This window comes from Micromonospora sp. DH14, from assembly GCF_029809455.1.
GTDB classification, from domain to species: domain Bacteria; phylum Actinomycetota; class Actinomycetes; order Mycobacteriales; family Micromonosporaceae; genus Micromonospora; species Micromonospora parva.
The window spans coordinates 42,982-61,977 of record NZ_JARVKT010000014.1; the positions used below are offsets into that span (position 1 = coordinate 42,982).

Annotated in this window: 17 protein-coding genes and 1 tRNA gene; 10 read left to right on the forward strand and 8 right to left on the reverse strand. The window is 72.0% G+C overall.

The features are described from left to right. Positions 1 to 114: 114 nt before the first annotated feature. Complete coding sequence (locus QCZ28_RS19365; protein WP_279517980.1) at positions 115 to 987, reverse strand: aldo/keto reductase; 873 nt, start codon at positions 985 to 987, stop codon at positions 115 to 117. A 244-nt stretch (positions 988 to 1,231) separates the two neighbouring features. Between QCZ28_RS19365 and QCZ28_RS19370 the strand changes: the two genes are divergently transcribed. The 4 genes from QCZ28_RS19370 (at position 1,232) to QCZ28_RS19385 (ending at position 5,673) form a co-directional block, all read left to right on the forward strand. Continuing rightward, a complete protein-coding gene (locus QCZ28_RS19370) occupies positions 1,232 to 1,594 on the forward strand; it encodes a YciI family protein (RefSeq protein ID WP_030334370.1) in 363 nt (120 codons plus the stop codon). Between the two features lie 132 nt (positions 1,595 to 1,726). Further along, positions 1,727 to 3,109, forward strand: a complete 1,383-nt coding sequence (locus QCZ28_RS19375) for an FAD-dependent oxidoreductase (RefSeq protein ID WP_279517981.1) — start codon at positions 1,727 to 1,729, stop codon at positions 3,107 to 3,109. A 234-nt stretch (positions 3,110 to 3,343) separates the two neighbouring features. Continuing rightward, complete coding sequence (pyk, locus tag QCZ28_RS19380; protein ID WP_279517982.1) at positions 3,344 to 4,792, forward strand: pyruvate kinase; 1,449 nt, start codon at positions 3,344 to 3,346, stop codon at positions 4,790 to 4,792. Beyond that, positions 4,789 to 5,673 (forward strand): acyl-CoA thioesterase II, encoded by an 885-nt coding sequence (locus tag QCZ28_RS19385; RefSeq protein ID WP_030334365.1) that lies wholly within the window; start codon positions 4,789 to 4,791, stop codon positions 5,671 to 5,673. The genes pyk and QCZ28_RS19385 overlap by 4 nt, the downstream gene beginning before the upstream one ends. A gap of 45 nt (positions 5,674 to 5,718) precedes the next feature. Here QCZ28_RS19385 and QCZ28_RS19390 read toward each other — a convergent pair whose 3' ends face one another. Next, entirely contained in the window at positions 5,719 to 6,387 is a 669-nt protein-coding gene (locus QCZ28_RS19390) for a YceI family protein (protein WP_279517983.1), read from the reverse strand. A gap of 267 nt (positions 6,388 to 6,654) precedes the next feature. Here QCZ28_RS19390 and QCZ28_RS19395 point away from each other — a divergent pair, with 267 nt between their 5' ends. Together QCZ28_RS19395 and QCZ28_RS19400 are read left to right on the forward strand one after the other, a co-directional pair. Continuing rightward, positions 6,655 to 7,119, forward strand: coding sequence for an Rrf2 family transcriptional regulator (locus QCZ28_RS19395; RefSeq protein WP_030334362.1), 465 nt, complete (start codon positions 6,655 to 6,657; stop codon positions 7,117 to 7,119). Positions 7,120 to 7,261: 142 nt separating this feature from the next. Further along, entirely contained in the window at positions 7,262 to 8,245 is a 984-nt protein-coding gene (locus QCZ28_RS19400) for a sulfite exporter TauE/SafE family protein (protein WP_279517984.1), read from the forward strand. A 339-nt stretch (positions 8,246 to 8,584) separates the two neighbouring features. On the opposite strand, the gene QCZ28_RS19405 is transcribed toward QCZ28_RS19400, so the two are convergent. After that, a complete protein-coding gene (locus tag QCZ28_RS19405) occupies positions 8,585 to 10,009 on the reverse strand; it encodes a pyridoxal-dependent decarboxylase (protein ID WP_279517985.1) in 1,425 nt (474 codons plus the stop codon). Positions 10,010 to 10,278: 269 nt separating this feature from the next. On the opposite strand from QCZ28_RS19405, the gene QCZ28_RS19410 reads away from it, so the two are divergent. Beyond that, the gene (locus QCZ28_RS19410; protein WP_279517986.1) at positions 10,279 to 12,510 is read left to right on the forward strand and encodes a cellulose binding domain-containing protein; all 2,232 of its coding nucleotides are present in this window, start codon (positions 10,279 to 10,281) and stop codon (positions 12,508 to 12,510) included. A 200-nt stretch (positions 12,511 to 12,710) separates the two neighbouring features. Here the strand turns inward: QCZ28_RS19410 and QCZ28_RS19415 are convergent, their stop codons facing one another. Together QCZ28_RS19415 and QCZ28_RS19420 are read right to left on the reverse strand one after the other, a co-directional pair. Then, a complete protein-coding gene (locus QCZ28_RS19415) occupies positions 12,711 to 13,733 on the reverse strand; it encodes an LLM class flavin-dependent oxidoreductase (protein WP_279517987.1) in 1,023 nt (340 codons plus the stop codon). Between the two features lie 60 nt (positions 13,734 to 13,793). Then, positions 13,794 to 14,273 (reverse strand): Lrp/AsnC family transcriptional regulator, encoded by a 480-nt coding sequence (locus tag QCZ28_RS19420; protein WP_030334356.1) that lies wholly within the window; start codon positions 14,271 to 14,273, stop codon positions 13,794 to 13,796. Positions 14,274 to 14,356: 83 nt separating this feature from the next. On the opposite strand from QCZ28_RS19420, the gene QCZ28_RS19425 reads away from it, so the two are divergent. Continuing rightward, entirely contained in the window at positions 14,357 to 15,535 is a 1,179-nt protein-coding gene (locus QCZ28_RS19425) for an aminotransferase class I/II-fold pyridoxal phosphate-dependent enzyme (protein WP_279517988.1), read from the forward strand. Positions 15,536 to 15,539: 4 nt separating this feature from the next. Here the strand turns inward: QCZ28_RS19425 and QCZ28_RS19430 are convergent, their stop codons facing one another. The 3 genes from QCZ28_RS19430 to QCZ28_RS19440 form a co-directional block, all read right to left on the reverse strand. Beyond that, the gene (locus QCZ28_RS19430) at positions 15,540 to 15,764 is read right to left on the reverse strand and encodes a hypothetical protein (protein ID WP_279517989.1); all 225 of its coding nucleotides are present in this window, start codon (positions 15,762 to 15,764) and stop codon (positions 15,540 to 15,542) included. Between the two features lie 41 nt (positions 15,765 to 15,805). Continuing rightward, a complete protein-coding gene (locus tag QCZ28_RS19435) occupies positions 15,806 to 16,555 on the reverse strand; it encodes a transcriptional regulator (protein ID WP_279517990.1) in 750 nt (249 codons plus the stop codon). Positions 16,556 to 16,589: 34 nt separating this feature from the next. Continuing rightward, positions 16,590 to 16,666 (reverse strand) — tRNA-Leu (locus QCZ28_RS19440). Positions 16,667 to 16,771: 105 nt separating this feature from the next. On the opposite strand from QCZ28_RS19440, the gene QCZ28_RS19445 reads away from it, so the two are divergent. Together QCZ28_RS19445 and QCZ28_RS19450 are read left to right on the forward strand one after the other, a co-directional pair. Then, positions 16,772 to 17,395: a response regulator gene (locus tag QCZ28_RS19445; protein WP_238680276.1), complete on the forward strand. Its 624-nt coding sequence runs from the start codon at positions 16,772 to 16,774 to the stop codon at positions 17,393 to 17,395. A 66-nt stretch (positions 17,396 to 17,461) separates the two neighbouring features. Further along, positions 17,462 to 18,649 carry a hypothetical protein gene (locus QCZ28_RS19450; RefSeq protein ID WP_279517991.1) on the forward strand — a complete coding sequence of 396 codons (1,188 nt, stop codon included), beginning with the start codon at positions 17,462 to 17,464 and terminating at the stop codon, positions 18,647 to 18,649. Positions 18,650 to 18,996 lie beyond the last annotated feature (347 nt).

Consider the following 18,996-nt stretch of genomic DNA (forward strand, 5'->3'; position numbering starts at 1 on the left):
CGGAGGACGTGTGGCCCTCCCGAAGGAACGGCGCGCATGACCGGGCCGGCCAGCGCCGAGCTCTTCACCCGGCAGCGACAGGCCGACTGTGTCGACGGCGTCCGCACCGGCTGGTCAGCTCGCCTTGGCGAGCGCCTCGAACTCGTCGTCGGTGAGCCGCACGTCGGCGGCGCCCACGTTCTCCTCCAGGTGCGCCACCGAGGACGTGCCGGGGATCGGCAGCATCACCGGTGAGCGGCGCAGCAGCCAGGCCAGCGCGAGCTGCGCGGGCGACGCGCCGTGCGCGGTGGAGATGGCGTCCAGTGGGCCGACCGGGCGGGCCAGCTCACCGGTGGCGATCGGGAACCACGGGATGAACGCGAGGTCGTTGCGCTCGCAGTACTCCAGCACGTCCTCGGCGCTGCGGTTGGCCAGGTTGTACAGGTTCTGCACCGACGCGATCTCGGTGATCGCCCGGGACTCCCCGATCTGCGCGACGCTCACCTCGGACAGCCCGATGTGCCGGATCTTGCCTTCTTCTCGCAGCAGGGCCAGCTCACCGAGCTGATCGGCGAGCGGCACCTTCGGGTCGATCCGGTGCAACTGGTACAGCGGGATGCTGTCCAGGCCGAGGTGGCGCAGGCTCAGCTCGCACTGCTGGCGCAGGTATTCGGGGCGGCCCACCACCCGCCAGTCGCCCGGTCCGGAACGGGTGAACCCACCCTTCGTCGCGATCACCAGGTCATCGGCGTACGGGTGCAGGGCCTCCCGGATCAGCAGCTCCGAGACGAACGGCCCGTACGAGTCGGCGGTGTCGATGAACGTCACGCCCAGCTCGATCGCCCGGCGCAGCACCCGAACGGCCTCGGCCGGGTCCTTCGGGTCACCCCAGACACCCGGACCGGTGATCTGCATGGCCCCGTAGCCGAGCCGGTTGACGGTGACGTCGCCACCGATCCGGTACGTGCCGGACGCCTTCGCGGGTTGCTCACTGATATTTGTCGCCATTGCCCGATCCCCAATCGTCTTGTCGTGGCGGGCGTGGACAGCGCGGGCGTGAGAGAGCCCACCCGCCACTGATGGATCATCCCCCGGATCTCCACGGCCATGCCGCCGGTCGGTCGAGTGTGGGCGTGGACACGCCGTGGGCGCGCCGAGCCGAGTTGCCGGGAAGCACCCGGTACGACCGGGGTGTCCGTGCGACGCTGACCGGAGCCGGTGCGTTTCCGGCGCGACGGCGGAGGGAGCACCCATGGGAGTGCCGCAGGTCAACTTCGCGCTCGACACGTACGAGTGCATCGTGATCTATCCCGGCGCGGCCGGGCGGGCCCTGCCCGCCGAGACGGTGCAGCGGTTGCAGGCCGAGCACACCGAGCACATGCAGGCGTTGCAGCGACGCGGCATCATCCTGGTCGCCGGCTCAGTGGACGGGCCGGCCCGCGAGCCGGATCCGCCGATCGGGTTCGGGCTGGCCCGCACCGGCAGCGTCGACGACGTCCGCAGCGTGCTGGAGGCCGACCCCGCGGTGCAGGCCGGGCTCTACCGGGTGGAGGTGCTGACCTTCCTCTGCCCGGCCGGCTCCCTGGAGTTTCCGCTGGTCAAAGCGGGGAGCTGAGCAGCTCTTCCATCGGTGGCTGTCGTGATGGCGACGGCGCTCGCCCGCCTGCCGGTGCTACGGTCGCGCCCTGCGCGGGCCGTCGCCGGGGCGTACCCGGTGTCGTGGGTCGGCCCCGGTCGAGGAGTCGCCATGATCTCCGCCGCCACCGGTGATGTCGCGTCCGCCGCCGCCCGACTACGTGCCCTGCTCGGCGACCGGCTGCACGAGCCGGGCGATCCCGGTTACGCCACCACCACCCAACTCTGGAACGGTGCGGTGGCGCGGACGCCCGCGCTGGTCGCCCACTGCCGGGAGGCCGACGAGGTGGCCGAGGCGGTCCGCGTCGCCGCCCGCTGCCACCTGCCCGTCTCGGTCCGCTCCGGGGGGCACGACTGGGCCGGGCGGGCGCTGCGCGACGGCGCCCTGGTGCTCGACCTGACCGGGCTGCGCGCCGTCCGGGTCGACCCGGACGCGGCCACGGTGACCATCGGTGGCGGCGCCACGGCGGCCGAGCTGCTCGCCGCCGCCCGCCCGTACGACCTGGTGGTGCCCACCGGCGTCGTCGACGCCGTGGGGATGGCCGGGCTCACCCTCGCCGGCGGGTACGGCCCGCTGTGTGGCCGGTTCGGTCTGTCCCTGGACAGTCTGCTCGGCGCGCAGGTGGTCCTCGCTGACGGCCGCCGGGTCACCGCCGACCCGCGCCACGACGCCGAGCTGTACTGGGCGCTGCGCGGCGGCGGCGGGAACCTCGGCGTCGTCACCGAGCTGCGGTTCCGCGCGCACCAGCTGCGCGGCGTGCTGGCCGGCATGATCATGTTCGCGCTGTCCGAGGCGCCGGCCGTCCTGCGCGGCTATGGCGCGCTGGTCGCCGAGGCCCCGGACGAACTGACAGTGATGGCCGGCTTCCTGCCCGGCCCGGCCGGCGAGCCGGTGATCTTCGTCTGCCCGTTCTACAGCGGCCCGGACCTGGACGCCGGGCTGCCGTGGATGGAGCGGCTGCGCGCGCTGGGCACCCCGCTGGTCGACCAGATCGGCCCGATGCCGTACGCGGACGCGCTGCGGATGTTCGACGGCGGAATGGTCGACGGCAACCACTACCTGCTGCGGACCCGATGGCTGCCCGCGCTCACCGACGGCTCCGTGGACACGCTCGTCGACGCGGCCCGGCAGGTCAGCTCGCCCTTCTCCGCGGTGGCCCTGCACCACTTCCACGGCGAGGCCACCCGCGTGCGGCTCGCCGACACGGCGTTCGGGCTGCGCGCCGACCACCTGTTGACCGAGATCATCGCGGTGTGGGCGCCCGGCGAGCCGGCCGGCCCGCACCAGGAGTGGGCCGAGCGGACCTCCGCGGCGCTCGCCCCGCACGCCCTGCCCGGTGGTTACCCCAACCTGCTCGCCCCCCAGGAGACCGAGCGGGTCCGGCTCGCCTACGGCGCGAACTGGGCGCGGCTGCGCCACGCCAAGCGCCGCTACGACCCCCGTGACCTGCTGCACGCGGTGCCCACCCTGCCGCCCTCGGCGGACCCGGAATGAGCCGCCGCCCGCCGCCCTCGGGGCGTCCGGAGTGAGCCGCCGCCGGGAGCACCCCGACAGCGCACGCCACCGGAGGCGTACGATTCCCGGCGCGCGGTCGCTGATGCCCGTCGCCACAACGTTCCCGGTGCGGTTCCGCCCGCCGGCCCGACGCGCGCCGCGCGTCGTTGGACACATGTTCCGCTGCCTGCAAGGGGTCGGACCCGAGTCCGACCTGAAGGAGAGACTAGCCTGATGGGCGTGACACGCCGCGCGAAGATCGTCTGCACTCTTGGTCCCGCCACCTCGTCTCCGGAGCGCATCCGGGGTCTCGTCGAGGCCGGCATGAACGTGGCGAGGCTGAACTTCAGTCACGGCAGCCACGCCGACCACGAGGCGGTCTATCGACTGGTCCGGGAGGCGTCGGAGGCAGCGGGTAAGCCGGTCGCCGTCCTCGCCGACCTGCAGGGCCCCAAGATCCGGCTCGGTCGGTTCGCCGACGGCCCGCACGAGTGGCGCACCGGTGACTCGGTCGTCATCACCGGCGACGACATCATCGGCACCAAGGAGCGGGTCTCCTGCACCTACCGCAAGCTGCCGCAGGAGGTGAAGCCCGGTGACCGGCTGCTGATCGACGACGGTCGGGTCGCCGTCGAGGTCACCGACGTCACCGGCAACGACATCCGCTGCCTCGTCACCGAGGGCGGCCCGGTCTCCAACAACAAGGGCGTGTCGCTGCCCAACGTGGCGGTCAGCGTGCCCGCCATGTCGGAGAAGGACGCCGAGGACCTGCGCTTCTCCCTGGGGCTCGGTGTCGACCTGGTGGCGCTCTCCTTCGTCCGCTCCGCCGAGGACATCAAGCTCGTGCACGGCATCATGGCCGAGGAGGGCGTGTTCCGGCCGGTGCTGGCCAAGGTCGAGAAGCCGGAGGCGGTGGAGCACCTGGAGGCCATCGTGCTGGCCTTCGACGGCGTCATGGTCGCCCGTGGTGACCTCGGCGTCGAGATGCCGCTGGACGAGGTCCCGCTGGTGCAGAAGCGCGCCGTGCAGCTGTGCCGGGAGAACGCCAAGCCCGTCATCGTGGCCACCCAGATGCTCGACTCGATGATCGAGAACTCCCGCCCCACCCGGGCGGAGGCGTCCGACGTCGCCAACGCGGTGCTCGACGGCGCGGACGCGGTGATGCTCTCCGGCGAGACCAGCGTCGGCAAGTACCCGGTGCTCACCGTCAGCACCATGGCCAAGATCGTGACGACCACCGAGGCCGGTTCGATCGGGGTGCCGCGGTTGCAGCACGACCCGCGTACCCACGGTGGCGCCCTCACCGTCGCCGCCTCGTCGATCGCCCGGGCCATCAACGCCAAGGCGCTCGTCGCCTTCTCGCAGACCGGTGACACCGTGCGCCGGCTGTCCCGGCTGCACTGCGACCTGCCGCTGCTGGCCTTCACGCCGGTCCCCGAGGTGCGCGACCAGCTCGCCCTCACCTGGGGCGTGGAGACCTTCCTGATGCCGTTCGTGCAGCACACCGACGACATGTTCCGCCAGGTCGACCAGGCGCTGCTCGGCCTCGACCGGGCCAACCCCGGTGACTACGTGGTGATCGTGGCGGGTAGCCCGCCCGGCACCCCCGGCTCGACCAACACGCTGCGCGTACACCAGCTCGGCTCGCTGGTCGACGCCGCGTCGGCGCGGGCGCTGCGGTGAGCGACGGTCGGGTCGCGGTCGGCCAGGCGGCGGTGGACCAGCTGCTGGAGGTGCTGGACCTCGACCCGACCGGGGAGATGACCTTCCGGGGGATGAGCCCCCCGGTCGGCCCACAACGGGTGTACGGCGGCCAGGTTGCCGGCCAGGCCCTGGTCGCCGCCGGCCGCACCGTCGACCCGGAGCGGTTCGTGCACTCGCTGCACGGCTACTTCGTGCGCCCCGGTGACCCGGTCGAGCCGATCGAGTACCAGGTGGAGAACATCCGCGACGGGCGGTCCTTCTCGGTCCGCCGCGCCGTCGCCCTGCAGCACGACAAGCCGATCTTCTTCATGTCGGCGTCGTTCCAGCGGGCCGAGGAGGGCCTGGACCACCAGGTCACGGCCCCGCTGGACGTCCCGATGCCGCAGGACGTGCCGACGATGAGCGACCGGCTCTCCCGCTACCCGGAGCGGCTGGGCATCTGGGGTCAGATCCCGCGTCCGATCGACGTGCGTTACGTGGGTGAGCCCGGCTGGGTCCGCCCCGGCGACCGGCCCGCCGACCCCCACCAGCGCGTCTGGATGCGCATCGACGGCAAACTGCCCGACGACCCGCTGCTGCACGCCTGCGCGCTCACCTACGCCTCGGACCTCACCCTGCTGGACTCGGTGCTCTCCGCGCACGGCGAGGTGTGGGGGCCGGGCGGGTTGGTCGGTGCGAGCCTGGACCACGCGCTGTGGTTCCACCGGCCGTTCCGGGCCGACGAGTGGTTCCTCTACGACTGTTTGAGCCCGTCGGCGTCCGGCGCGCGAGGGCTGGCCACCGGCCGGATGTTCACCACAGACGGCCGGCAGATCGCCAGCGCCGTCCAGGAGGGTCTGCTGCGCCGCGTCGGCGCCTGACGCGTCGACCCGTCCCCGCCAGGCTCCTGGCGGGGATGCGGCGGGTCAGGCCTGGTAGATGGCCTCTCCGGCGATCTCGATCTGCACCGTCTTGCCGACCAGCACCCCGCCGCTCTCCAGGACGACGTTCCAGAGCAGGCCGTAGTCCTCGCGGTTGATGCTCGCCGTCGCGCTGAATCCGAAGATGTTCTGCCCGTACGGATCACGGCGGGCGCCGCCGAAATTCACCTCCAGGTCGACGGCCCGGGTGATTCCCTTCACGGTCAGCTCACCGGTGAGGACGAATCGTCCGGGAATACCGTCGGACTGCGGCGGAACAATGTGACTCCGGCCTCGTCCGCCCAGCCGGTGGTTGCGCAGGCGCGCCCACTGGAATATGGGGTCCTCGTTGCCCTGCCATGTGATACCGGTGCTTCGATATTCGAGGGTGGGAAAGCGCTCCACGTCGAGGAAGTCGGCACTCTTCAGATGCGTGTCCCGGTCGAGGCTTCCGGTGGTGATGCTCGCCGACATGATGGTGGCCGTCACCGAGGAGAGCAGCGGGTCCTCGGCGACGGTGATCTGCGCAGTGGCCTCGGCGAACTCGCCGCGTACCGGGCTGACCATCATGTGCCGGGACAGGAAACCGATCCGCTTGTGCGCCTGATCGAGAAGATAGGTGCCGGCGACCGGGATGGTCATGCCATCCCAGGTGCGGGTCGCGATATCGGTCATCGTGTTGCCTTCCCCCCGAGTGGACCCGGGTGTTTATCAATATGTTGCTGGCGGCCGGGTAAAAGGCCGGACATTCGTCTTCACGCCCAGCATAGGGACGCTCCGGACCGGCATTTCGGCCGCCACCGCGCGGTGGATCATGACGGGCCGCACCGGTCAGTGCCGGCGGCGCGCGAGGGTGCCGGCGGCGGAACTTTTCATCGATGCGTGGCCGATCGGCCGAGGGTCGCCCGCCTGCCCGGTTGACCAGGGACTAACCTTGCCGGCATGCGCCTCTCCGCCCGGGTCGACTATGCCCTCCGTGCGGCCGCCGAGCTTGCCGCGACGGCCAGCGGTCCCGGGCGCGGCCGACCGGTCACGGCCGACCAGATCGCCCGTGCCCAGGAGATCCCGCCGAAGTTCCTGGAAAGCATCCTGCTGCAGCTGCGCCGGGGCGGCATCGTGCACGCCCAGCGCGGCCCGGAGGGCGGCTACTGGCTGGCCCGCCCTGCCGAGGAGATCTCCCTCGCCGAGGTGATCCGGGTGATCGACGGCCCCCTCGCCCACGTTCGAGGGCAGCGCCCCGAGCAGCTCGGCTACCACGGCCCGGCCCGCGCCCTCCAGGAGGTCTGGATCGCGCTGCGGGCGAGCGAGCGGGAGATCCTGGAACTGGTGAGCGTCGCCGACGTGGCCGCGGGCGCGCTACCCGCGCGGGTCACCGAGCTGGCCGCCGACCCGCGCGCCTGGATCTGATCGCCGGCCCACCTCCCGGGTCGGCGTCGCCCGGGCGCCGACCCGGCGCGTCCCATCCACCGATCGGGGGCTTGACCCTGGCTGCCCCATCCCGCATTGTCGACCAAGTCGATAGGAGATGCCGAAAAGTCAGGGGGCGCTCGTGCGCAAGCTGTTGGTCCTTGCTCTGGTCGGGCTCGTCGCGCAGTTGATCGATGGCTCGCTCGGCATGGCGTACGGGTTGACCTCGTCCACGCTGCTCCTGGTCGCCGGGGTCGCCCCGGCCGCCGCCTCGGCGTCCGTGCACCTGGCCGAGATCGGCACCACGCTCGCCGCCGGGGTCGCGCACTGGCGGTTCGGCAACGTCGACTGGCGGGTGGTGACCCGTATCGCCCTGCCCGGCGCGATCGGTGCCTTCGCCGGTGCCACAGTGCTCAGCAACATCTCCACCGAGGCCGCCGCGCCGTGGATGGCCGGCATCCTCTTCACCCTCGGCGCGTACCTGCTGGTCCGCTTCTCCCGCCCGTTGCGCACCGGGCGGGCCGGCGGCCGGATCCGCGGTCGCTTCCTCGGCCCCCTGGGCCTGATCGCGGGCTTCGTCGACGCGACAGGCGGTGGCGGGTGGGGCCCGGTGGCCACCCCCGCGCTGCTGGTCTCCGGCCGGATGGAACCCCGCAAGGTGATCGGCTCGGTGGACACCGCCGAGTTCGTCGTGGCCGGAGCTGCCAGCATCGGTTTCCTGATCGGGCTGGGCTCCGAGGGGTTCCTGCTCCCCACCGTCGCCGCGCTGCTGGTCGGCGGGCTCATCGCCGCCCCGGTTGCCGCCTGGCTGGTCCGGATCGTGCCCGCCCAACTGCTCGGCGCGGCGGTCGGCGGTGTGATCGTGCTGACCAACGCCCGCACCCTGATCCGCTCCGCCGAGATCGGCGGCCCGGTCCGCCCCATCACGTACGCCCTGCTGGCTGCCGGTTGGCTCGCCGCCCTGGTGCTCGCCGTGCGGGCCCTGCGCCGAACCCGACGCGCGCATGCCGAGGCCGTCGAAGCTGCGGACATCTCAGCCGCCCCCGCCCCGGTCGCCCTCGTCGGCGTCGCTGCCGCCGGCGCCCCAGCCGAATCGACCCCGACGGGTACGCCCAATCCACGCTGAACCCCGCCTCCACCCGCGCCCGTCGCCTGCTCGCCTCCGCCCCCGCCGCCTGCTGGCCTCCCGCCCGCCTCCGCCCCCGCCGCCTGCTCGCCTGCGAGCTCGCCGCCCGTTGGCTTCCCCGCCCGCCGCCTCGCCCGCCGGTAAGGCGCCGTCCACGGTCGCGACCGTCCCGCGTCGGGCGCACCTCCGCAAGATCCGCGCAACATCAGGGATGTTGCTGCTTCACGCGCGTCTGAGGCAGCAACATCCCTGATGTTGCGTGGATCTTGGGCGTGGGGCGGCGTGGCGTGGGGCGGCGTGGCGCGGGGCGGCGGGGCGCGGGCGGGGGCGCGGGGTGGGTCAGGGGGCGAGTAGGTCTGTGGCCGTGGTGGCGAGCAGGGTCCAGGCGTCGTCGACGTGCGTTTCGGTGGTCTGCGGGGAGCCGATGGCCAGCCGCAGCGTGTACCGGCCGGCGACCCGGGTGTGCGTCAGGTGCACCTGTCCGGTGGCGTTCGCCGAGGCCAGCAACGCCGCGTTGGTGTCGTCGTCGGCGCGCAGCCGGAAGCAGACCAGTGAGAACGGGTGCGCGGCGGCCACCTCGAACCGGTCGTCGGCGCGGACCCGCTCGGCGAACCGCTCGGCCAGCGCCACCCCGGAGCGGATGTGCGCCCGCAGCCCCTCGACGCCGTACCAGCGCAGCACGAACCACAGCTTGAGGGCTCGGAACCGTCGGCCCAGCGGCACCTGCCAGTCCCGGTAGTCGATCACCGCGCCGGACTCGGAGGCCGCGTTGCGCAGGAACTCCGGCAGTACGGTCAGCGCCTCGATCAGCGCCGCCCGGTCGGCCACCCAGAACGCGTCGCAGTCGAAGCCGGTGAGCAGCCACTTGTGCGGGTCGAAGCAGTAGGAGTCGGCGTACTCCAGCCCGGCGTGCGACCACCGCAGCTCGGGGCAGACGGCGGCGGCGCCCGCGTACGCGGCGTCCACGTGCAGCCAGATGCCGTACTCGGCGCAGATGGCCCCGATCTCGGGCAGCGGGTCGATGGCGGTGGTGGAGGTGGTGCCGATGGTGGCCACCACGATGGCCGGTACGTCACCGGCGGCCAGGTCGGCCTCGATCGCGGTGCGCAGCGCGCCCGGCAGCATCGCCTGGCTGTCCGGGTCGACGGCGATCGACCGGACGCCGTCGTCGCCCAGCCCGGCGATCCGTGCGGCCTTCTCGATGGACGAGTGCCCGTGCACGGAGGTGTAGGCGCGGTAGCGCCGGTCGATGCCGGCGTGACGCCACCGGCCGTCGCTGGCGCGGTGCAGCGCGGCCAGGGTGGCCACCAGCGTCGCCGACGAGGCCGAGTCCTGGATGACCCCACCGCCGGTGCCGGTCGAGTGGAACCGTTGTGGCAGGTCCATCAGGTGGGCCAGCCAGTCCATCATCACCGTCTCCAGTTCGGTGCAGGCCGGGCTGGTGGCCCAGAGCATGCCCTGGACGCCGAGCCCGGCGCTGACCAGGTCGCCGAGCACGCTCGGGCCGGAGGTGTTGGCCGGGAAGTAGCCGAAGAAGCTCGGGTGCTGCCAGTGGGTCAGCCCGGGTACGACGATCGAGTCCAGGTCGGCGAGGACCGCCTCGACCGGTTCGCCGCCGGTGGTGGGCGGCGCGCCGGGCAGGGCGGCGGCCACGGTGCCCGGGGGAGCGGTCGGCGCGACCGGTCGTTGCTCCACTGTCGCCCAGTAGTCGGCGATCCAGTCGACGACGGCGTGCCCGGCGCGACGGAATTCGGCGGGGTCCATGTGGTGAGGGTTCACCGGCACGAGTTGACCAGGCATCGATCGTCCGGGCAAGACCGGAAGCTCGATGCAAAGTGAGCGACAGACGTCGATGTTGCGTGTCGGAAAGCGCTTGCCCTACGATCGCGGTGAGTCGGATCCGTGAGTTCCAGGGCGTTTCACCCCCGATCAGATCGCCGTCCGCCGCCGTCGCGGTGGGGTTGGTCCACCGTGCTTCCCCGGGCAGGGCCGGTGTGCCGCAGCGATCACCACCGGATCCCCGGAGGCAGTGCATGCACCCGTCCAGACATCGGCTGATCCTGCTCGCCGCCACCACGGCGGCCACCGTCGTGGCCGGCACCCTCGGCACGGTCGTCGCCTCGGCCGCCGCCGTCGGCTGCCGGGTCGACTATCAGATCACCAACCAGTGGCAGGGCGGCTTCGGCGCCAACGTCACCGTCACCAACCTCGGCGACCCGGTCAGCGGGTGGGCCGTCACCTGGTCGTACCCGGCGGGCCAGCAGGTCACCCAGGCGTGGAACGCCACGGTCACCCAGTCCGGTGCCCAGGTCACCGCGCGCAACGTCGACCACAACGCCGCCATCGCCACCAACGGCAGCGCCTCGTTCGGTTTCAACGGTTCCTGGACCGGCAGCAACCCGGTGCCGGGCAGCTTCGCGCTCAACGGCACCACCTGCACCGGCGCCCCACCCACCGGCGAGCCGACCACCCCGCCCCCGACCACCCCGCCACCGACCACGCCTCCGCCGGCGGCCGGGGTGGTGCAGATGGAGAACCTGGACCGAGGGTTGATCAGCGTCCGCTCCGGCGGCGGCAACCTGGTCTCCTGGCGGCTGCTCGGCACCGAGACCTCCGGGGTGGCGTTCAACCTCTACCGGGGATCCACCAGGGTCAACGCCAGCCCCATCACCGGCGCCACCAACCACCTCGACAGCGGCGCGGCGGCAGGGTCGGCGTACACCGTGCGAGCGGTGGTGGGTGGCGCCGAGCAGGCGGCGTCGGCACCGGCGTTGCAGTTCGGCGCGGGCTACCTGGACGTGCCGTTGCAGGTCCCGGCCGGGGGCAGCACCCCGAGCGGGGAGAGCTACTCCTACAGCGCCAGCGACGCCTCCGTCGGTGACCTCAACGGCGACGGCAGCTACGAGATCGTGCTCAAGTGGGAGCCGTCGAACGCCAAGGACAACTCCCAGTCCGGCTACACCGGCAACGTCTACGTCGACGCGTACACACTCACCGGCACCCGGTTGTGGCGCATCGACCTGGGCCGCAACATCCGGGCCGGCGCCCACTACACCCAGTTCCAGGTGTACGACTACGACGGCGACGGCCGCGCCGAGGTGGCCATGAAGACCGCCGACGGCACCCGCTCCGGCACCGGTCAGCTCATCGGCTCGTCGTCGGCGGACTACCGCAACTCCAGCGGCTACGTGCTGTCCGGCCCGGAGTACCTGACCATGTTCAACGGTCAGACCGGCGCGATCGCCTCCACCGTGAACTACGACCCTCCGCGCGGCACGGTGTCGTCCTGGGGTGACTCGTACGGCAACCGGGTGGACCGGTTCCTCGCCGGCACCGCGTACCTGGACGGGCAGCGCCCGTCGCTGATCATGGCCCGGGGCTACTACACCCGCGCGGTCATCGCGGCCTGGGACTTCCGCAACGGCACGCTGACCAGGCGCTGGACGTTCGACTCGAACTCCTCCGGCAACGGCGCCGCCGCCGGTCAGGGCAACCACCAACTCTCCGTCGCCGACGTCGACGCCGACGGCCGCCAGGAGATCGTGTACGGGGCCGCCACCATCGACGACAACGGCCGGCTGCTGCACTCCACCGGCAACGGCCACGGCGACGCGCTGCACGTCGGGGACCTCGACCCGGGCCGCGCCGGCCTGGAGGTGTTCAAGGTCGACGAGGACGGCAACAAGCCCAGTTCCTACTTCGCCGACGCCCGTACCGGTCAGGTCCTCTGGTCCACGCCGGCGTCCGGCGACAACGGTCGGGGTGTCTCCGCGGACATCTGGGCGGGCAGCCCCGGCGCGGAGTCGTGGTCGTCAGCGGTCGCCGGACTGGCCAACACCAGAGGGCAGAACGTCGGCCGCAAGCCGTCCTCGGCGAACTTCCTCGCCTGGTGGGACGCCGACCCGGTCCGGGAACTGCTGGACGGCACGAGGATCGACAAGTACGGCACCGGCGGCGAGACCCGGCTGCTCGACGGCAGCGGGGTGGCGTCCAACAACGGCACCAAGGCCACCCCGGCGCTCTCCGGCGACATCCTGGGCGACTGGCGGGAGGAGGTGATCTGGCGGACCACCGACAGCCGGGCGTTGCGCATCTACAGCACACCCACCCCGACCAGCACCCGGATCTACACCCTGATGCACGACCCGCAGTACCGGGTGGCCATCGCGTGGCAGAACACCGCCTACAACCAACCGCCGCACCCGGGGTTCTTCATCGGCAACGGAATGGGCACCCCACCGACGCCGGACATCCACCTACGGTGATGCGAACCCTGGCGGTCCCGACCGGGGTCGCCTAGGGTGGCAGGCACCGGGCCGCAGCCGCGGAATCCGCTCAGCTCCGGCCCGGTGCGCCACACCGCGGCATTCCCAACCCGTCCCGACCGGGAATGCCGTACCACCACCGGAACCAACATTAGGCACCGTCCGGGTCGGCGGGGTGACGCTGACGTGAAGATCGTGTTTCACGCCCCCTGGCGCAGACCGCCCGCCACCTGCTCGGCGATCAGCTCGTACGACCGCACCCGGTCCTGCACGTCGTACACCAGCGTGGTCAGCATCAACTCGTCCGCGCCGGTGCGCTCCTGCAACTCGGTCAGCTGCCGACGTACCGTCTCCGGCGAGCCCATCGCCTGACCGTCGCGGCGTTGCAGCACGAACTCCCGCTCGATCTCCGTGTACGGGTAGGCCGCCGCCTCGTCGGGCGTCGACAGCGGCTCCGGCCGCCCGGAGCGCAACTTCAGGAACGACAGGGCGCTCGGCCCGGCCAGCCATTCGGCCCGCTCGTCGGTGTCCGCGCACACCGCGTTGACCGCCACCATCGCGTACGGCTTGTCCAGCCACTGCGACGGCCGGAAGTGCTGCCGGTACAGGGCCAACGCCGGCAGGGTGTTCGCCGAGCTGAAGTGGTGCGCGAAGGAGAACGGCAGGCCGAGCAGGCCGGCGAGCTGGGCGCTGAACCCGCTGGAGCCCAGCAGCCACACGGCAGGCTGCTCGCCGCGACCCGGGGTGGCGATGATCTGCCCCGGCTTCTCCCCGCTGAAGTAGTTCATCAGGTCCGCAAGCTCCCGGGGGAAGTGCTCCGCCGACAGGCCCTCCATGGTGCGCCGCAACGCCAACGCGGTCATCTGGTCGGTGCCCGGCGCCCGGCCGATGCCCAGGTCGATCCGACCGGGGTGCAGCGCCTCCAGGGTGCCGAACTGCTCGGCCACCACCAGCGGCGCGTGGTTGGGCAGCATCACGCCACCCGAGCCCAGCCGGATGGTCGAGGTGTTCGCCGCCAGGTGCGCCAGCAGCACCGCGGGCGCGGAGCTGGCGATCGCCGGCATGTTGTGGTGCTCGGCCACCCAGAACCGGTGGTAGCCCAACTCCTCGGTGCGGCGGGCCAGCTCGGTGGTGGCCCGCAGGGCCGCGCCAGCGGTGGCGCCCTTGGCGACCGGGGCAAGATCAAGAACAGACAACGGTACGGTGATCACAAGGTCAGCCAACCCGGCACCGGCCGGCTTTGTTCCGACATCCGGGTTTTCGTCGGCCACCTCACCCGCCGCTCAGCCCATCCCGCGGGCCTGCTCGAAGATGAGACTGGTCTGGGTGTGCTGCACCACCGGGTCGACCGCCAGGTGGTCCAGGACGAAGTCGCGCAACGCGTCGCCGGACGCCGCCCGCACGTGCAGCACGTAGTCCTCCGCACCGGCGACGTGGAACACCGACACCACCCCCGGCAGCCGCACCGACCGGGCCCGGAACGCGTCCACCGCCGCCCGCTCGTGCGCTGTCAACCGCACCGACACCAACGCCTGCAACGGCAGACCGAGCGCCGCCGGATCCACCTCGGCGTGGAAACCACGGATCGCACCGCGCTCACGCAACGCCCGGGTACGCGTCAGGCACGTCGACGGCGCCACGCCCACCCGCTCGGCGAGCGCGTTGTTCGGCAGCCGGCCGTCCGCCGCCAGCTCGGTCAGGATCGCGCGATCCACCTCGTCCAGGGCCGGGTACGGCCGCACATCATTCGGCTCAGGGGGCATCCCCGCATCCTCTGCCGAACTCTCTACCGAAACAAGAGTCCTTCACAGAATGATTTTCCGAACTATTGCCGCCACAGCATCAGATGTTCGACGCTACCGCCATGACACCGATGGACACCCGGGCCGTGCACGCCGGCCGCGACGACCTCCGCACCCTCGGCGTGCACGTACCGCCCATCGACCTGTCCACCACCAACCCGCTGCCCTCGGTCGACGACGGCGGCAACGCCTACGAGCAGCTCGCCACCGGCGGCACCCTCCCCGCCGAAGGCGGCGCCGTCTACCAGCGGCTCTGGAACCCCACCGTCGCCCGCTTCGAGAGCGCCCTCGCCGAACTGGAAGGCACCGCCCAGGCCGTCGCGTTCGCCAGCGGAATGGCCGCCCTCACCGCCACCCTGCTCGCCGCCGCCCGCGACGATTGCCGGCACGTCGTCGCCGTCCGACCCCTCTACGGCGGCACCGACCACGTCCTCGCCACCGGCCTGCTCGGCACCACAGTCACCTGGGCCCACCCCGACGAGGTCGCCGCCGCCATCCGCCCCGACACCGCACTGATCATCGTCGAGACACCCGCCAACCCCACCCTCGACCTGGTCGACATCGCTGCCCTCGCCGCCGCGGCCGGCGACATCCCACTGCTGGTGGACAACACCGTCGCCACGCCCGTCCTGCAACAGCCCGCCCGCCACGGCGCCACCCTCGTCCTGCACAGCGCCACCAAGAGCATCGGCGGGCACGGCGACGTCCTCGCCGGCGTCGTCGCCTGCGACGACACCTGGGCCGTGCGCCTACGCCAGGTCCGCGCGGTCACCGGTGCGATCCTGCACCCCCTCGGCGGCTACCTGCTGCACCGTGGCCTGCAGACCCTGCCGTTGCGGGTCCGCGCCCAACAGGCCACCGCCGAGAAACTCGCCGGCTGGCTCGCCGACCACCCCGCCGTACACCGGGTGCACCACCCCTCGGTGCACGACCCGGCGGCGCTGGTCGGCCGGCAGATGGCCGGACCCGGCAGCCTGCTCGCCTTCGAGGTACGCGGCGGTGCGCCCGCCGCCGCGACCGTCGCCGGTGCCTGCCGGCTCATCACCCACGCGGTCTCGCTCGGCGGTGTCGACACCCTCATCCAGCACCCGGCCTCGCTCACCCACCGGCCGGTCGAGGGCGACGCCAAACCCGCCGCCGCCCTGCTGCGCCTCTCGGTCGGCCTGGAAGACCCCGAGGACCTGCGCGCCGACCTCGCCCACGCCCTCGACGTGATCGCCTGACCGGTCAGCGAAGCTCCCGGTTGCCCAACACGCGCGTCGGCGAACCCTCCCGAACCACCCGCAGCACCGGGAACAGCGGACGCGTCACCGCGTACCCGATCCGGTACGCCCGGGTCCGCGACAGCGCCCCGTAGGTCGGCTGGATGAAACCCGGACGCGCCGCGTAGCCGTTGGGCAGCAACTCCACGATCGCGTTCTCGGTGCGGCCCTTGACCCGTGTTCGGACCAACCGCGATGGCGGGAATCGGCCGCGCCGGCGCGCAGGCGGGATCAGGACTTCGGGCCCACGTGCCGGTCCAGCGCGGCGACAGCGTCTCGCCGCGCCACCGACAGCGAGTTGCGCCGGTTCATCCGCCAGGCGATGCCGAGCAGGTCGAGGCCCCACTGACAGAGCCCCATGATGTCGGCTGACTCGTTGACGAACATGTAACGCGGGTAGACGTACACCTTGCCGCGCACAGTCACCCGGTTGGCGAAGCGGCAGCCGTCGGAGTGGAACAGCCCGCGCAGGAAGCCGCCCGGGTGGGCGGCGACGAGAAGCCGCTGCCAGTCGGCCAGGATGATCGGACGTTCGTGCTTCTTGCCGGGGCCATGCTGGGGGAGCAGACACGGCCAGTGCATGCCGCTGCTCTCGACCGAGACGCACCCAAGTTTGGGGATCCGCTGCACGCGCGATGCGAGCACGGAGAGCATGGCCGTCTCGCACGCGTCGACGAGGTTTGGATAGATAGCCGTGCAGGCGACCCGAAGAACCGGCACTTTCGGTGAGACGGCCAGATGGCCGTCGCCCAGGTAGAGGCCGAGCAGGTAGACGTAGGCGGCGGGGTCTGTCGGACTGTCGACACCGTCGCGACAGCGGAAGCACCGAAGCTGCGTGCCCCGGAGGCGCACCTCCGGGTGATCGTTACACCAGTGCCAGACCGTCCGGTACGGCAATCCGGTCGCCCGGGCGGTGTCGGCAACCGTGCTGCCAGCCAGGAACATCTGCCGTGCTCGTGCGCGAATCTCAGGTGGATGCACGATGCAATTCTCGAACACCCGTACGACATTTTCGTGGTGCCCCCGGTGGGATTCGAACCCACACTGTCGGAGGTTTGAGCTCCGCTTCTCTGCCGGTTGGAATACGGGGACGCTTGGCCGAATGCTCTGGTGGCCTCCCATAGGTTACCTACTACGCTGAGGGCGGCGACACCCGGTCGGGTTGGTGTCGGCTTATGACTGGTGGGGGTAGGGCTGGTGGCTGAGACGCCGACGGATGCCGAGCGCAGGCGCGTACTGATCGCCGAGGACGAGGCGCTGATCCGGCTGGACCTCGCCGAGATGCTGGTCGAAGAGGGTTACGAGGTGGTGGGGGAGGCCGGCGACGGTGAGACAGCCGTTCGCCTCGCCGAGGAGTTGAAGCCCGATCTCGTCATCCTCGACATCAAGATGCCGATCATGGACGGGCTGGCCGCCGCCGAGCGCATCGCCGGCGCCCGGATCGCCCCGGTGATCATTCTGACCGCGTTCAGCCAGCGTGATCTGGTGGAGCGGGCGCGGGCGGCGGGCGCGATGGCGTACCTGGTGAAGCCCTTCCAGAAGAGCGACCTGGTCCCGGCGGTGGAGATCGCGCTGTCGCGCTACTCGGAGGTCGCGGCCCTGGAGGCGGAGGTCGCGAGCCTGACCGACCGCCTGGAGATCCGTAAGTCGGTGGAGCGGGCCAAGGGCGCGCTGATGACCACGTACGGGATGACCGAGCCGCAGGCGTTCAAGTGGATCCAGCGCACGGCCATGGACCACCGGATGACCATGAAAGAGGTCGCCGAGCGGATCCTCGCGGAGACCGCCGGTGGCGAGGTGTCGCAGCAGCCGACCGTCTGAGCGGTCCTAGCGACGCCGGGCCGCGCCGGGGCACCGGGTGCGGGCTCTGCTGGTTAGCATCGACGGGTGTCCGTCCGACGGGTGATCGCGGTGTTCGGCCTCTTCGTGCTGCTGCTCGCCGGGTGCGACGGGCCGGCCGCGCCGAGCGGCGCGGGGTCGACGACGGCCCCGGCGCCGCCGCTGCGGCCGGGTTGGCAGCCGCTGACGTTGCCGGCGCCGCCGGGTGGCGAGGGCCGTCCGCTGGTGCGGGACGCGGCGTCGTGCGCGGGCCGGTGGTTCGTGGCCGGTGGTGTCGTGGACGCCGAGGGTGGCACCCGCCCGGCGGCCTGGACCAGCGTGGACGGTACGACGTGGAGCGTGCTGCCGGTGCGTCCGGATTCCTTCTACGGCCGGCAGAACGTGTTCCTCTCGGTGGCCTGCCGGGACGGGCAGGTGGCGTTGATCGGCGCGAAGGTCGGCGGTGCGCACGGTTACCCGCGGGTGAGCACGTGGCGGCAGGTGGCCGGCGGCGCGCTGGTCGAGGTGCAGGCGCCCTTCGAGACGTACGGTGGGCCGACGGCGGTGAACGTGTCCCGGCTGACGGCCGGCCCGCCGGGTTGGTTGATCGTCGGTAACCGGTCGGCGGGGGCGGCGTCCTGGGTGGCGTCGCCGGCCGCTGCGGAGTTCGCGCTGGTCGAGGGCGCGCCGGAGCTGGCCAGTGACGCGGCGGGGGTGACCTGGGCGTTCGACGCGGTGGCGACGTCGTCGGGGTGGCTGGCGGTGGGTGGCCTGTTGCCGGCCGGCCGGATCGATCGTGACCCCGCGGTGTGGTCGTCGCCGGACGGGCGGTCGTGGCGGCGCACGGTGCTGCCGGGTGGGCCGGAGTACGAGGAGTTGCAGCGGGTGGTGCTGGTCGACGGCGTGCCGGTGGCGGTCGGGCTGCGCGGGGGGACGTTCGGCGCGTGGCGGCAGGAGGCGTCGGGCTGGGTGGCTGGCGGCGCGTTCGGGCGGCGGGGCGGGGCCGGGGTGCCGGCGGTGGGCTCGCTGGTGTCGTCCGGTGGCAGTCTGTTCGCCGCGGTGACGGATGGGGCACGGCACTCGGTGTGGGTGTCGACCGACCGGGGTGGGTCGTGGCGGGAGGCGACGATGCCCCTCGATGTGCCGGCGGGCGTTGACCGGGACGTGACGCTGATGGCGGTGGGTGACCGGTGGTGGTTGGCGGCGGACGACGGCACCCGGGCCGGGCTGTGGTCGGCGACCGGCGTGGGCGCGTGATCGCCGCCGGTGCGGTGACGGTTCGTCCCGGCAGCTGACCCGTGCGGGCGTTTGCGCAGGTCAGTCGGCTTTTCGTCGGGTTCGCGCGGGCCGGGCGGGTGCTGCTGGATGTCGACCGGGGGTGGTTTTAAGGACCGTCCGGCGGATTCACCTGTTACGGACATCGACATGATTGCCCACGTCTTCGTAACGGTTTCGCAGACCCCGCCTTCAGGCCTTCCGGGACGGTATGTCGTGTCGGTACGCTCCGCCATCACGAGCCGTAACGCAGGGGGCGTCCCTGCGGGGTGGGTGGAATTGCGGGTCTGCTGCTGTCGCCGTCGCTTCGGGTCAGCCGCGTCCGCATC